At 71.3% G+C, this 14,882-nt stretch carries 11 protein-coding genes; 6 read left to right on the forward strand and 5 right to left on the reverse strand.

What is annotated here, in order from left to right; translation table 11 throughout:
• Nucleotides 1-104 precede the first annotated feature (104 nt).
• Entirely contained in the window at nucleotides 105-2,417 is a 2,313-nt protein-coding gene (locus tag BAY60_RS29615) for a transketolase-like TK C-terminal-containing protein (protein ID WP_112284711.1), read from the forward strand.
• Between the two features lie 36 nt (nucleotides 2,418-2,453).
• On the opposite strand, the gene hpaD is transcribed toward BAY60_RS29615, so the two are convergent.
• The 5 genes from hpaD to BAY60_RS29640 are packed head-to-tail and all read right to left on the reverse strand — an operon-like array spanning nucleotide 2,454 to nucleotide 8,231.
• Nucleotides 2,454-3,518: a 3,4-dihydroxyphenylacetate 2,3-dioxygenase gene (gene hpaD, locus BAY60_RS29620; RefSeq protein ID WP_112284712.1), complete on the reverse strand. Its 1,065-nt coding sequence runs from the start codon at nucleotides 3,516-3,518 to the stop codon at nucleotides 2,454-2,456.
• On the reverse strand, nucleotides 3,515-5,056 hold the full coding sequence (gene hpaE / locus BAY60_RS29625) for a 5-carboxymethyl-2-hydroxymuconate semialdehyde dehydrogenase (protein WP_112284713.1): 1,542 nt from the start codon (nucleotides 5,054-5,056) through the stop codon (nucleotides 3,515-3,517). Before hpaE ends, hpaD begins: the two co-directional genes overlap by 4 nt.
• 2 nt (nucleotides 5,057-5,058) lie before the next feature.
• Nucleotides 5,059-6,006, reverse strand: a complete 948-nt coding sequence (gene dapA, locus BAY60_RS29630) for a 4-hydroxy-tetrahydrodipicolinate synthase (RefSeq protein ID WP_112284714.1) — start codon at nucleotides 6,004-6,006, stop codon at nucleotides 5,059-5,061.
• A 27-nt stretch (nucleotides 6,007-6,033) separates the two neighbouring features.
• A complete protein-coding gene (locus BAY60_RS29635; protein ID WP_112284715.1) occupies nucleotides 6,034-6,699 on the reverse strand; it encodes a GntR family transcriptional regulator in 666 nt (221 codons plus the stop codon).
• Entirely contained in the window at nucleotides 6,696-8,231 is a 1,536-nt protein-coding gene (locus BAY60_RS29640) for a fumarylacetoacetate hydrolase family protein (protein WP_112284716.1), read from the reverse strand. The genes BAY60_RS29635 and BAY60_RS29640 overlap by 4 nt, the downstream gene beginning before the upstream one ends.
• 117 nt (nucleotides 8,232-8,348) lie before the next feature.
• Here BAY60_RS29640 and BAY60_RS29645 point away from each other — a divergent pair, with 117 nt between their 5' ends.
• The 5 genes from BAY60_RS29645 (at nucleotide 8,349) to BAY60_RS29665 (ending at nucleotide 14,764) form a co-directional block, all read left to right on the forward strand.
• Nucleotides 8,349-9,539: a cytochrome P450 gene (locus BAY60_RS29645; protein WP_112284717.1), complete on the forward strand. Its 1,191-nt coding sequence runs from the start codon at nucleotides 8,349-8,351 to the stop codon at nucleotides 9,537-9,539.
• 21 nt (nucleotides 9,540-9,560) lie between these two features.
• On the forward strand, nucleotides 9,561-9,887 hold the full coding sequence (locus tag BAY60_RS29650) for a 2Fe-2S iron-sulfur cluster-binding protein (RefSeq protein ID WP_112284718.1): 327 nt from the start codon (nucleotides 9,561-9,563) through the stop codon (nucleotides 9,885-9,887).
• Nucleotides 9,865-11,148, forward strand: a complete 1,284-nt coding sequence (locus BAY60_RS29655; protein ID WP_112284719.1) for an NAD(P)/FAD-dependent oxidoreductase — start codon at nucleotides 9,865-9,867, stop codon at nucleotides 11,146-11,148. The genes BAY60_RS29650 and BAY60_RS29655 overlap by 23 nt, the downstream gene beginning before the upstream one ends.
• Before the next feature lie 25 nt (nucleotides 11,149-11,173).
• Entirely contained in the window at nucleotides 11,174-12,376 is a 1,203-nt protein-coding gene (locus tag BAY60_RS29660; protein ID WP_112284720.1) for a cytochrome P450, read from the forward strand.
• 69 nt (nucleotides 12,377-12,445) lie between these two features.
• A complete protein-coding gene (locus BAY60_RS29665) occupies nucleotides 12,446-14,764 on the forward strand; it encodes an ATP-binding protein (RefSeq protein ID WP_112284721.1) in 2,319 nt (772 codons plus the stop codon).
• The last annotated feature ends 118 nt before the right edge of the window (nucleotides 14,765-14,882 follow it).

Below are 14,882 nucleotides of genomic sequence, written 5' to 3' on the forward strand. Positions count from 1 at the left end.
GCCCGAGCTTGAGCAGATTGCTCAATTTCGGACCGGCCTGTTGAGCATCAGTCCAGCCGGTTGTTTCACTGTGGGCAACCTGCCCACCGATCGAGGATGATCCGATGAGCGAGCCCGTCGTCAGCCCACCCGCCACCGAGCTGCTGCGCGCGGTCGAGGACCGGGTGCTGTGGCTGTCGAGCGCGATCATCCACCACGCGAACCGGGTGCGGCCGAACCCGACCGGCCTGAAGGTCGGCGGGCACCAGGCGTCGTCGGCGTCGATGGTCTCGATCATGACGGCGCTGTGGTTCCGGCACTTGCGGCCGGAGGATCGCGTGTCGGTGAAGCCGCACGCCTCGCCGGTGCTGCACGCGATCAACTACCTGCTCGGTGAGCTGGGCGCGTCGTACCTGCCGCGGCTGCGCGAGTTCGGCGGGCTGCAGAGCTACCCGAGCCGCACGAAGGACCCCGATCCCGCCGACTACTCCACCGGCTCGGTGGGCATCGGCGCCACCGCCCCGATCTGGGGTGCCGTCTCCCGCCGCTACATCGACACCGCCTTCGGTGGCGCGGGGACGGGCCGCCAGTACTCGCTGGTCGGCGACGCCGAACTGGACGAGGGTGCGGTGTGGGAGGCCGTCCTCGACCCCGGCGTCGCCGAACTCGGCGAGATCGTGTGGATCGTCGACCTCAACCGCCAGTCGCTGGATCGCGTCGTGCCCAACATCGCCGCGGACAAGCTGCGCGGCATGTTCGCCGCCGCGGGCTGGCAGGTCATCCAGCTCAAGTACGGCAGGCTGCTCGAGGACGTGTTCCACCACGAGGGCGGGGCCGAACTGCGGCAGCGCATCGACGCCATGACCAACCCCGAGTACCAGCGCCTGCTGCGCTGCGACGCCGCCGAGCTCCGCCGCCGCCTGCCCGGCGACGGGCCCACGGCCGGGGCGATCGCCGGTCTCGTCGCCGACCTCGACGACGCCACCCTGGTGGACGCGATCGCCAACCTCGGCGGCCACGACCTGACCGCCCTCGACCACGCACTGGCAGGCATCGACGACACTCGCCCGACCGTCGTCTTCGCCTACACGATCAAGGGCCACGGCCTCGCGACCAAGGGGCACCCGCAGAACCACTCCGCGCTGCTCACCGACGCCCAGCTGCGGGAACTGGCCGCTCGGCTCGGCACCGACCCGGACGACCCGTGGCGCGCCTTCCCGGACGGCAGCCCGGAACACGAACTGTGCCGCGCCACCGCGCGACGCCTGCGCCGTCCCGCCGCTCCGGCGCTTCCCCCACCGGCGGTGCCCGCCGACTTCGGCCGCACTCCCTCCGGTACCGCCACCACCCAGGCCGCGCTCGGCCGCGCCCTGCTCGACCTCACCCGCGAAGCACCGGAGGCAGCCCGTCGCGTCGTCACCGTCAGCCCCGACGTCAGCTCCACGACCAACCTCGGCGGGTGGGTCAACAAGGTCGGTGTCTGGTCCGCGCGGGAGCGCCGGGACTGGTTCGCCGACGACGCCGAGACCATCCTGCACTGGCGGGAGGAACCCACCGGACAGCACATCGAACTCGGTATCGCCGAGGTCAACCTCGTCAGCCTGCTCGGCGAGCTCGGCGCCACCTGGAGCCGCTGGGGCCAGCCCCTGCTGCCCATCGGAGTGCTCTACGACCCGTTCGTCGAGCGCGCACTGGAGCCCTGGTCCTACGGCATCTACGCCGGCGGCCAGTCCATCCTCATCGGCACTCCCTCGGGCGTGACGCTCGCCCCCGAGGGGGGCGCACACCAGTCGATCAAGACTCCGTCGATCGGGCTGGAACAGCCGGGCTGCCTCACCTACGAACCCGCCTTCGCCCAGGACGCCGAGTGGACGCTGCTCGCCGCCCTCGCCCAGCTGGGCAAGCCGGGAGGCAGCTCGGCCTACCTGCGGCTGTCGACGCGCCCGGTCGACCAGGCACTCGCAGGCGTGCCCGCCGATCCCGCCGCGCGGGAGCGGCGCAGGCGCCTGGTGGTCGCCGGTGCCTATCCCCTGCGCCGCGAGGACGGCGCCACGGTGACCCTCGCCGCGATGGGCGCCGTGGTGCCCGAGGCGCTCGCCGCCGCCGACCGGCTGGGCCAGATCGGCATCCCCGCCGACGTCGTCTGCGTGACGAGCCCCGACCTGCTCTACCGCGCCGTCCGTGCCCGGCAGGGCCACGAGCAGGCCGATTCCTGGATCCTCGATCAGGTCCTTCCCGCGGAGCGGGCGACGCCGCTCGTCACCGTCCTCGATGGACACCCGCACACCCTGTCGTTCCTCGCCACCGTCAACCGTGTCGCGACCACCGCGCTGGGCGTCACCCGCTTCGGCCAGTCCGGATCGCTGGAGGACGTCTACCGCCACCACGGCCTCGACGCCGACAGCATCATCCGCGCCGCGCTCGACATCGCACGCTGAGCCGGTCGAGCGTGCGATGTCGAGCGGGCAGCGCTGTCACAGCTGGCCCCCGACCTTGAACCCGCGTTCGGTGCCGTCGATCCGGGTGTAGGAGAATCCGTCGGCGCCGATGGTGACGTCCATTTCCCGGCTCTCGGTGCGGGCGGTGACCGGCGCGACGTTGCCGTCGAGATCCAGCACGGGCGAGGCGTCGGTGTACCAGCTGGGCACCACGGCGTTGCCCCACCAGTCGCGGCGCTGGTTGTCGTGCACGTCCCAGGTGACCAGCGGATTGTCGGGGTCGCCGGTGTAGTAGTCCTGGGTGTAGATCTCGACACGGTGACCATCGGGGTCGCGCAGGTACAGGTAGAACGCATTGGAGACACCGTGGCGGCCCGGGCCGCGCTCGATCGCGTCGGATCTGCGCAGGGCACCGAGTTTGTCGCAGATCGCGATGATGTTGTGCTTCTCGTGGGTGGCGAACGCGATGTGGTGCAGCCGCGGCCCGTCACCGCCGGTCAGGGCCGTGTCGTGCACGGTCGGCTTGCGGCGCAACCAGGCTGCGTAGGTCACGCCCTCGTCGTCCCTGATGTCCTCGGTGGTGCGGAACCCGAGCGCCTCCAGGTAGGCGAGGCCCTTCGGCACGTCCGGCGTGACCTGGTTGAAGTGGTCCAGCCGCACGAGCGCGCCCGGCGTGTGCAGGTCGTAGCGCCAGATGAGGCGTTCGACGTGCTCGATCTCGTGGAAGAACTCGCAGGGAAAGCCGAGCGGGTCCGTGACGCGCACGGCGTCGCGGACGCCGGCGGTCCAGCCCTCGGCGCGGCGCTCCGTGCGGCAGCCCAGGGCCCGGTAGTAGGCCTCGGCCCGGTCGACGTCCTGCCGGCTGCGCACGCGGAAGGCGAGCGCGGCGAGCGCGGCGACGGGTCCCTTTCGGAGCACGAGGTTGTGATGGATGAACTCCTCGAGCGAGCGCAGGTAGACGGTCTCGTCGTCCTCTTCGGTCACGGTCAGGCCGAGCACGTCCACATAGAACTCGCGGGACGCGGCCAGGTCGGTGACGACGAGTTCGCCGTACGCCGCGCGCACGATGTCCGGGGGCGTGGGAGAGGCGGTGCCGGTCATGGCTTCTGGGTCTCCTTCTCGTCGGCGCCGGTGCCGAACCGCGGCGTGTGCACCTCACCGAGACTGATGTGCACCGCCTGCTGATCGGTGTAGAAGTCGAGCGACCGGTAGCCGCCCTCCTGGCCGAGCCCGGAGGCCTTCACACCGCCGAAGGGGGTGCGCAGGTCCCGGACGTTGTGCGAGTTCAGCCAGACCATGCCGCAGTCGAGGGACTGGGCGAAGGTGTGCGCACGCTCCAGGTCTCGGGTCCAGAGGTAGGCCGCGAGCCCGTACCTGACACCGTTCGCGAGCGCGAGTGCCTCCTCCTCGGTGTCGAACGGCGTGAGCGCGACGACCGGCCCGAAGATCTCCTCCTGAAAGATGCGGGCTTCCGGCTTGACGTCCGCGAAGACGGTCGGCGCGACGTAGTTGCCCGTCTCGAGCCCGTCGGGGCGGCCTCCGCCTGCCACGAGCCTGCCCTCCGACTTGCCCAGCTCGATGTAGCCCATCACCTTCTCGTAGTGCTCGGGGTGGACGAGCGCACCGACCTCCGTCCGTGGGTCGCGTGGATCACCCACCACGACCCTCGTGGCGCGGGCGGCGTAGCGCTCGACGAACCGGTCGTAGACCGGGCGCTCGACCAGAATGCGGCTGCCCGCGGTGCAGCGTTCGCCGTTGAGCGAGAAGACGCCGAAGAGGGTGGAGTCGAGCGCGGCGTCGAGGTCCGCGTCGGCGAACACGACGGCGGGCGACTTGCCGCCCAGCTCCATCGACAGGCCCTTGAGCGTCGGCGCGGCGTTCGCGAAGATGATCTCGCCGGTCCTGGACTCGCCGGTGAACGAGATGAGCCGTACGTCCGGGTGTTTCACCAGGGCGTCGCCCGCCTCCTCCCCCAGCCCGTGCACCAGGTTGAACACCCCGTCGGGCAGGCCGGCCTCGCGGAAGATGTCCGCCCAGAGGCTCGCCGAGAGCGGGGTGAACTCGGCCGGTTTCAGCACGACGGTGCAGCCCGAGGCGAGCGCGGGGGCGAGCTTCCACGACTCCAGCATGAACGGGGTGTTCCACGGCGTGATGAGCCCCGCGACGCCCTTGGGCTTGCGGTTGACGTAGTTGACCTGCCTGCCGGGCACCTTGTAGGTGTCGTCGGACTGGGCGACGATCAGGTCGGCGAAGAAGCGGAAGTTCTCCGCCGCGCGCTGCGCCTGGCCGAGCGCCTGCGTGATGGGCAGGCCGGTGTCGAAGGTCTCCAGTTCGGCGAGGCGCGCGTCCCGGGACGACACGATGTCGGCGATCCGGTTCAGGATCCGGGCGCGGGCGCGGGGCAACAGCGTCGGCCAGGGCCCCTCGTCGAAGGCCACCCGCGCCGCGGCGACGGCGCGGTCGACGTCATCGGCCTGCCCGGCGGCGGCTCGCAGGTAGGGCTCGTTGGAGACGGGGTCGAGCACCTCGAAGGTGCGCCCGGACAGGGAGTCCACGGATTCGCCGCCGATGACGTGCCGGATCCGGTCCGGCAGGTTCTCCGGGGTGCGCTCGGCGCGGGATGCGGGTGCGATGGTCATGATCACCTGGCTCCGATGGTGAACTCGTCGGCGACGGGCGAGACGTACTGCCCGGCCTGTGCGAGAAGGGTCCTGGCCGTGGACTGCCCGGCCTCGGTCAGCGGGATGAGCGGCGGGCGCACATGACCCGAGCGGAAGACGCCGAGCTGCTCGAGCACCCACTTGCCCGCGGCGGGGTTGGTCTCGGTGAAGATCAGGTCCACCAGCGGGTGCAGTCCATAGTGGATCTCCAGTGCGCCGGCGTGGTCGCCGGCGGACCAGAGGTCGAACATCCGTGCGTGCGCCGCGGGCGCGATGTTCGCGGTGGCGGAGAGGAACCCGGCGCCGCCCAGCGCCAGCAGCGGCAGGCAGAGCAGCTCGATACCGCTCCAGACGACCAGGTCGCGCCCGCAGCGTTGCAGCACGCGGCTGAAGTGCTCGAAGTCGCGGGTGGTCTCCTTGATGCCGACGAAGTTGGGGACGTCGGCGTAGAGCCGCTCCACCGTCTCCGGCGCGATGTCGACCGAGGTGCGGCTGGGCACGTTGTAGGCGAGGATCGGCAGGTCCGGCACCTCGGCGGCCACGGTGGCGTACCAGCGGTACAGCGCCTCCTGGGTCGGCCGGGCGTAGTAGGGCGTGATGACGAGGGCGGCGTCGGCACCGAGTTCGGCGGCCTGGCGGGTCAGCTCGATGGTCTCGTCCAGTTTGGTCGTGCCGGTGCCCGGAATGACCGGGACCGTGTGTTCGGAGGCGGCCAGCACGGTCTTGAGCGCGCCGAGCCGCTCCGCGATGGACTGTGCGGACGGTTCGCCGGTCGAGCCGCCGATCGACAGCCCGTGGGATCCGCTGGCGATCTGCCATCTCACGGCGTTCGCCAGTGACTCGTGGTCTACCTCGCCATCGGTCGTGAACGGCGTCATCAGTGGCGCGATCGATCCGCGCAGTCGCCGTGGTTCCGTGCGAAGGGACATCGGTGGGTGCCTCTCCCTCTCGGTGGGTCAGTCGTCGAGCAGCTGCGCGCCCTGGTGGGCGAGGAACGCGTCGAGCGTGTGGGTGCGGTGCTCACGCGCGGCCCGCTCGATGGTGTCGGCGTCGGCGCCCCGTTCGATGAGCCGCAGCAGCCGCTCGTGCTCGTCGACCGACTCGTGCGCACGGCCGGGCACGAAGCTGAACGTCGAGTCACGCAGGTTCGCCAGGCGGTCCCAGCCGCGGTGCACCAGATCGAGGACGTGCGGGTTCGGACAGCTTTCGAACAGCAGGGAATGGAACTCGAAGTTTTGCCGGGTGAACTCGTGCGGGCGGAACTGGGTGAGGCTGTCGCGCATCCGCTCGTTCACCTCCCGCGCCCTGCGTAGCCGGCCGGGCGTGACGAGCGGCGCGGACAGCGCGGTCGCATAGCCCTCGAGCAGCGCGAGCGTCTGCATCGTGTGCAGGTACTCGCGCTCGTCGAGCATGGCGACCTGTGCGCCGACGTTGCGCTGGAAGGTGACCAGCCGTTCGGCCTCGAGCCGCCGGATCGCCTCGCGGACCGGCACGACGCTCATTCCGAGCTCGGTCGCGATCGTCGCGAGCACAAGCCGGTAGCCGGGCGTGTAGCGGCCCGAGACGATCCGCTGCTTGATGAAGTCGTAGGCGAGCTGGGCCTTGTTCGTGGTGGCGGTCATCGGCGCTCCTGCCGTTGTGCTTCGTAGGCCGCGCGCCATTCGCCGGTCAGCGCGTACAGCCCCTCGACAGCGGCCCCGGCGCTGACCTGCTCGGCGATGAAGCGCTCCTCGTCCTCTTGCTGGAGGGCCCCTTCGACGACGTCCTCGACCAGCCCCGGGGGAATGACCACGACGCCGTCGTCGTCACCGACGATGACGTCGCCGGGCTGGACGGCCGCACCGCCGCAGGCGATCGTCAGATCCAGATCCCACGGCACGTGGCGGCGGCCGAGGACGGCGGGATGCACGGTGGCGGCGAAGACCGGCAGGCCCGTCCCGGCCACGGCACGCGAGTCGCGCACGCCGCCGTCGCTGACGAAACCGGCCGCACCCCGGCTCACGGCACGCAGTGCGAGGATGTCGCCGATCGTGCCCGTGCCGAGTTCGCCGCGGGCCTCGACGACGAGCACGTCACCGGGATTCAGCGCGTCGAAGCCGCGCTTCTGGGCGTTGTACCCGCCGCCGTGCCGGGCGCTGAGGTCCTCGCGGAAGGGAACGAACCGCATGGTCCGCGCCCTGCCGACGAGGCGCGTGCCCGGAGTGAGGGGGCGCACGCCGTCGATGGACACGGCGTCGAGGCCCTGTTTACGCAGCTGGGCGCTCAGGGTCGCCGTGCCCACCGTGTTGATCTTGTCCTTGAGTTCGTCGGTGAGCTCGAACGCGGCCGGAAGCCCCGCCGCCTCGCGCGAGCCCCAGGCCTGTTCCCGCTGCTCGTCGTCGACCTTCGGACCGGCTCCGTACCGGCCGGGGGCCACGGTGCCCTCGGCGACCGGGGTGACCAGGCGGCCCGTGGACGGGGTTCCGGGCACGGTCGGCGCGTCCACCTCGACCTCGACGGTCTGGCCGGGGACGACCACCGAGGACCCCGCGGGGGTGCCGGTGAGCACGACGTCCCCCGGCTCGAGCGTGATCAGCTGCGAGACGTCGGCGACGAGCTGTGCGAAGGGGAAGACCAGCTCCGCGGTGGTGTCCTCCTGTACCAGCTCACCGTCGACCCACGTCCGCACCCGCAGCGCCGCCGGATCGACGGCGCGGGCATCGAGCGCGGCCGGGCCGAGCGGCGTGAAGCCGTCGCCGCCCTTGCTGCGCAGGTTCGACCCCTTGTCGACGTGCCTCAGGTCGTACACCCCGAAGTCGTTGGCCGCGGTGACCGCCCGGACGGCGTCCCAGGCCCGCTCGATCGGTACGTCGCGCACCCGCTCGCCGACGACCAGCGCGATCTCGCCCTCGAAGGCCAGCAGTTCGGTCCCGGTTGGACGGTGGATGGGCGTCCCCGAGGCCGACACCGACGTCGAGGGCTTGAGAAAGAAGGACGGAGCCGCCGGCGCGCGCCCTCGCTGGGCGATGCGCGACGGGTAGTTGAGGTGCAGTGCCAGCACCTTGCCGGGTCGGTCCGCCCCCGTGGGGTCGTAGCGGAACACTGCCTCGTCGATGACCACGCGAGCATCGTATACGATTTCGAATCTGACACAAGGGCGCCGGATCAGATCCATGTTCGGGCCGGACATCCTGAGCTTTTCTGGGGTTGTTGGAAGGTTTTTTGACCTTTACCTGTGGAGGTGCGCCCGCTGACACTCGAGCCATCCGCTGGCTAGGAGGCGACGTCAACGATGACCGTGGACACGACAGAGGCGCGGCCGATCCCGGCAGCCGACTGGGTGACGATCCCGGACCTCTACGAAGACCCGTACCCGATCTACCAACGGCTGCGGGCGCAGGCGCCGATCCACTGGGTACCGGCCGTGAACCGCTACCTGGTCATCGGCTACGAGGCCTGCCATGCCATCGAACTGGATCAGCAGCGGTTCTCCGCCGACGAGGCGCAGTCGCTGATGAAGCGCTCCATGGGGCACAGCATGCTCCGCAAGGACGACCCGGAGCACGACGTCGAGCGCAAGGCCTACGGCGGAGTGCTGCGCCCGAAGGCGATCAAGCAACGATGGGAAGCGGTGTTCGACCGCAACTACGCGACCTATGCCGCACGGCTGCGTGCGGCCGGGCCCGGAGCGGACCTGGTCGCCGAGTTCGCGGCGCCCTATGCGGCGGAGAACCTGCGGGTGGTCCTCGGCTTCTCCAACGCCACCCAGCAAGACCTGCAGCGCTGGTCCCAGACCCTGATCGACGGCACCGGCAACTACGCCGACGACCCGCAGGTGTGGGCGGCCGCGGAACGGTCGTCCCGTGAGGTCGACGAGGCCGTCGACGAGATGCTGCCCGCTCTGCGGGCCGAGCCCGACGGCAGCCTGCTGTCGGTCCTGGCAACGTCCGGGATGCCACTGGACTCGGTGCGGGCCAACCTCAAGATGACGATCGGCGGAGGTCTCAACGAGCCGAGGGACGCGCTCGCGACGACGGTCTGGGCCCTGCTGGCCCACCCCGGCCAGCTGGCGAGCGTGCGGTCCGCCGGCCGCTGGTCGGACGCCTTCGAGGAGTCCATCCGGTGGGTCGCGCCCATCAGCATGTATCCCCGTGAGGCGACCCGCGACACCGAGCTCTGCGGCATGGCCATCCCCCGGGGAGCCCGCCTCGGTGTGGTGGTCGGAGCCGCCAACCGGGATCCGGGGGTGTTCGCCGACCCGGATGCCTACGACGTCGATCGCCCCCGCAAGCCCCATCTCGCGTTCGGCGGCGGAAACCACTTCTGCGCCGGGGCCTGGATCGCGCGGGCATCCGTCGTGTCGATCGCGCTGCCCCGCCTGTTCGCCCAGTTCCCCGGTCTGCGGCTCGCGCCGTCCCGGCCCGCCACGATCGGTGGCTGGGTCTTCCGCGGCGTGCTGAGCCTGCCCGTTCACTGGGACTGACCCTCGAAGCAAGGAGCATCGATGCCCAAGGTCGTTTTCCACCACCACGGCGACACCAGCACCGTCGTCGAGGCCGACGCAGGCAGCAACGTCATGCGCGCCGCCGTGCAGAACGGCGTCGCCGGCATCGTCGGCGAGTGCGGCGGCCAGGCGATGTGCGCCACCTGCCACGTCTACGTCCGCGAGTCCCATCTCGGCGCGCTGCCGCCGATCAGCGAGGACGAGGAGGAGATGCTCGACTGTACCGCCGCACCCCGCGACGACCGTCGCAGCCGCCTCGGCTGCCAGCTGACGCTCGGCGAAGGCCTCGAGGAGGTGGAGGTCGATGTGCCCGGCGCCCAGCTCTGACGGCCACGCCCGCGCCGGTCACATCGGCGCGCGGGTCGTGGTGGTCGGCGCTGGGCACGCCGGTGTCCAGGTGGCCGACGCGCTGCGCACCCACGGGCACCGCGGTTGCCTCACCATCGTGGGCGACGAACCGGTCCTGCCCTACCAGCGGCCGCCACTGTCCAAAGAGCACCTGGCACCGGCGGAGGGGGTCGCGGCACTGCCGTTGCGCGCCGAACGGCACTTCGCCGAGCACCGGATCACGCTGCTCACCGGCGTCACCGTCACGGCGCTGGACCGGCGGGCCCGCACGGTGGCGCTCTCCGACGGCGGCGACGTGCCCTACGACGCGCTCGTGCTCGCCACCGGGGCGGTCAACCGGGCGCTCACCGTGCCCGGCGCCGACCTCACCGGCATCCATGCCCTGCGCACCCTCTCCGACGCCGACACCCTGCGCACGGCGTTGCTCGAGGCCGGCTCGGTCCTCGTCGTCGGTGCCGGATTCATCGGCCTGGAGTTCGCCGCGGCGGCGCGCAGGCACGCGGCGCGGGTGACGGTGCTCGAAGCGGCCGAGCGGCCGTTGGCCAGGGCGGTGTCCGCGGAGACCGCGTCCTACCTCGCCGACGCTCATCGAGACGCCGGCACCGACCTGCGCTGCGGTGAGGCCGTCGCGCGGTTCGTCGGCGACAACGGGCGGGTCCGGGGCGCGATCGGCACGACCGGCGCGGAATACGAGGCGGACCTCGTCCTGGTGGGTATCGGGGTGGAGCCGCGTGTCGAACTGGCGCTGCGAGCCGGCCTCGACGTGGCCGACGGGATCGTCGTCGACGAACACCTGCGCACCGCCGACCCGGCGATCTACGCCGTCGGAGACTGCGCGAACCACCCGAACTCCCATGCCGGTGCCCGCCTGCGGCTGGAGTCGGTGCAGAATGCGTCGGGCCAGGCCCGGCATGTCGCCTCCGTCATCCTCGGCGCGCGGCGCGAGTACGCCGAGCTGCCCTGGTTCTGGAGTCACCAGGGCGAGCTCAGGCTGCAGATCGCCGGGGTGCGGCTGCCCGGCGACGACAGCGTCGTCCTCGGTGACCCCGCCACCGGCCGGTTCTCGGTGTGTTGCCTGCGCGGCGGCAGGCTCGTCGCCGTCGAGTCGGTGAACCGGCCCGCCGACCACATGGCCGCCCGCCGCCTGCTCGCCGCAGGGCCCGTTCCGGCCCCCGAGAACCCGCACGATCCGGCGTTCAGCCTGAAGCGCTTCGCCCAGGAACTCGTGCCTGCCCCGTAGCCGACGTCCAGCCCGAGGAGTTGTGATGACGACGACGTCCACCACCTCAGCACCCGCCGCCGACTGGGTCGATCCGGCCGCGTTGGCGATCGACCCCTACCCCACTTACCGGCGGTTGCTGGACGAGTGCCCCGTGGCCTGGGTGCCCGCGCTGAACCGGTACCTGGTCACCTCCTTCGCGGGCTGCCGCGCGATCGAGGAGGACCAGGAGACGTTCAGCGCCGCCGTGTCGGGCGGCGGCGCCACGATGGCGCGCGCGCTCGGCGCGCAGCCCATGCTCCGCAAGGACGACCCCGAGCACGCGCACGAGCGCAGGGCGATCAATCCGACGCTGCGGCCGAAGAGCCTCCGTGAGCGCTGGGCACCGGTCTTCGAACGCAACGCCCGGGCCCAGCTCGAGGTGCTGCGGCAGCGAGGCCCCGGCGACGCGGACCTCAACCGCGACTACGCCGCGCCCGTCGCCTCCCAGAACCTGGTCGACCTGCTGGGCCTTCGGGGCACCGGCGTCGAGGACATGCGGCGCTGGTCGCATGCGTTCATCGCCGGAACCGGCAACCTGCTGGACGACGCGGAGATCTGGCGCCGCTGCGATGCCGCCCGCGACGAGGTCGACACCCTGCTCGACGAGCTCGTCCCGCACCTGCGCGAGCATCCGGACGGTTCCATCACCTCCGCTCTCGCGGGCGCCGGACTTCCCGCCTCGCAGGTCGCGGCCAACGTCAAGCTCACGATCGCCGGTGGCATGAACGAGCCCCAGCACATGGTGACCAACGTGGTGTGGGCGCTCAGCCGTCACCCGGACCAGCGGGCACGTGCGCTCGCCGATCCGGCCCTGTGGCCGACCGTGTTCGACGAGACCGTGCGCTGGCTGTCCCCGATCGGGATGTATCCGCGGGAGACGACGCGGGATGTGGTGCTTCAGGACGTCCTCCTGCCCGCAGGCGCTCCCGTTGGGGTGGTCGTCGGCGCGGCCAATCGCGACGACGCGGCGTTCGAGCACGCCGACCGCTTCGACATCACCCGCCCACGCCTGCCGCACCTGGGATTCGGCAGCGGAACGCATCTGTGCGCAGGCCACTGGGCCGCGCGCATCGCGATCGGCGAGATCGCCGTTCCCCTGCTGTATGCCGAGCTGCCCAGCGTGCGCACCGACCCGCGCCGCGCGGAGTCCTGGGATGGCTGGGTCTTCCGTGGCCTGACGGCGTTGCCGGTCACCTGGGACGCCTGAACCGCCTCCCGCGGCCTGTCCAGCACCAGACCGTACGCTGCTTTCACCCTCGACGACGCGGGAGAAACGATGAGCGGGGCCACGAGACGGCTGCCCGTCCACGTGACGAGTTTCGTCGGCCGTGACGACGAGCTGTCGGCTGTCCGGGACGGGCTTGCGCGATGCCGCCTGGTGTCGCTGCTCGGTCCCGGAGGTGTGGGCAAGACCAGGCTGGCCATCGAGACGGCACGCGCGCTCGACGCCGAGATGCCCGACGGTGCGTGGTTCGTGTCTCTGGCCCACCTGACCGGCCCCGCGCAGGTCGCGCAAGCGGTGGCCGGCGCGCTGGCCATGAAGTTCTCGACGACCAACGTCGTGGACCATCTCGTCGCGGCACTCGTGGACCTGGAGATCCTGGTCGTGCTGGACAACTGCGAACACGTGCTCAGCGGTTGCCAGGCCTTCGTCGCCCGGGTGCTGCCCATGGCACCAGGAGCGCGGATCCTGACCGCGAGCCGACAGCCGCTCGGCATCGTCGGTGAGCGGGTGATCGAGGTCCGCCCGCTGGAGACTCCGGCATCCGATGCCCCGCTGCGGACCCAGGAGGCGACCCGCTATCCCGCGATCCGGTTGCTCGACGAACGGGCCAGCGCGATCAGTTCCCACTACCGGCTCACCGACGAGACCGTCGGCGTTGTGGCGCAACTCGTCCGGCGGCTGGACGGGCTGCCGCTCGCCATCGAGCTCGCGGCCGCGCGGTTGCGGTCGCTGTCGCTTCCCGAGCTGCTCGACCGGGTCAGCGACCGCTTCCGGATACTCGGCGGCGGTGACCCGACCGGCCTTCCGCACCACCGCACGCTGCGGGCGATGGTCGAGTGGAGCCACGAGCTGTGCTCACCTGCCGAGCAGCGCCTGTGGGCGCGCATGTCGGTGTTCACCGAGACCGCCGAGCTGCGGGCCGTCGAGGCCGTCTGCGCGGAGCGCCGGTCCGCCGATGTGCTCGACACCCTCGACGGGCTCGTCGCGAAGTCCATCCTCAGCACCGAGACGACGCCGTGCGGGCTGCGATACCGGATGCTGGAGTCGATCAGGGAGTACGGCCGGGAACAGCTGCGCGCCCGCGGCGAGGAGCAGGTGCTGCAGCAGCGCCATCGCCGGCACTACCTCCAGGTGGCGGAGCGGGCCGGAGCCGCCTTCTGGGGCCCGGACCAGGCCCGCCAGCTCGCGCACCTGACGACGGAGTTGCCCAACTTCGGCGCGGCGTTCGACTCGTTCGTCCGCGATGGTGACGCCCATGCTCGGCGGAACGCTCTGGCGCTCGCCGCCCGGCTGCGCATCCTGTGGGTGATGGGCGGTCACCTGCAAGAAGGCCGGCGGCGCCTGGAGCAGGCGCTGGCCGCGCACACCGCGGCGTGCCCGGAACGTGTCGAGGCGCTGTGGTCCTGCGCCTGGGTCGCCATGTTGCAGGGCGACCAGGACGCGGCACGTGACCGGCTGGACGAGTGCGCAGCACTTGATGCGGTCGCGGGGCCGAACACCCACAGCTACCGCGCGACCTGGCAGGGATCGCTGGCCCTGTTCACCGGCGACCTCGCCGCCGCCGTCGAACAGTTCACGGTGGCGGCGGCCGGGCATCGCACCCATGGCTCGGCCGAGGGCCTGCTGATGTCGCTGTTCCAGCTTGCCCTCACCCAGGCGTTGCTCGGACACCCTGCGGAAGCGAACCGGCTGTGCGACGAGGCGCTCGAGTGCAGCACCTCGATCGGCGACGGATGGGCCCGTTCCTATACGTTGTGGGCACGCGCCCACGTCGCGGTGGTGGAGGGCCGGCTCGCGCATGCGGTCACGGCAGGATGTCAGAGCCTCGAACTGAGCATGCCGCTGGAGAACCAGCTCGGGGTGGTGCTCGCGCTGGAGGTACTTGCCGTCGCGTTGGTCGCGGCAGGCCGCCATCACGAGGGCGCCACCCTGCTGGGCGGCGCCGAGACGACGTGGCGCAAGATCGGCACCGACCTGCGGGCCTTCGGTCCGCAGCTCGCCCGCCTGCGCGACCAGGCCGCGGCCCGGGCGCAGGCTGCGCTGGGACCTGCCGGGTATCGGAAGGCGCACCAGGAGGGAGCCGCCCTCGGTCGCGCCCAGCTGCGCACGTATCTCGGCACCGTTGCCCGGACCTACGGTGACGATGGGGGCGCGGCACCGAACACGCCGGAACCGCGATCCCTGACCCGGCGCGAACGCCAGGTGGCGGCGCTGGTGGGCAAGGGCATGAGCAACCGGGACATCGCCGCCCAGCTGGTGTTGTCCCACCGCACGGTCGAAGGACACGTCGAGCACATTCTCGCCAAGCTCGGTTTCCGGTCGCGCGCCGAGATCGCGGTGTGGGCGACCACCCGCGACCCCGGCGACTGACCGGTGCCGGGAAACCACGTGGTCCACCCACGTGGTTTCCCGGATCTCTCGGCATGGCAGCCGTCACATCCTTGTGGACAGTCACGGTCCGCACCGCGGATCCACACCTACAGGGAGG

The sequence above is a fragment of the Prauserella muralis genome, from assembly GCF_003202285.1.
GTDB lineage: Bacteria > Actinomycetota > Actinomycetes > Mycobacteriales > Pseudonocardiaceae > Prauserella_B > Prauserella_B muralis.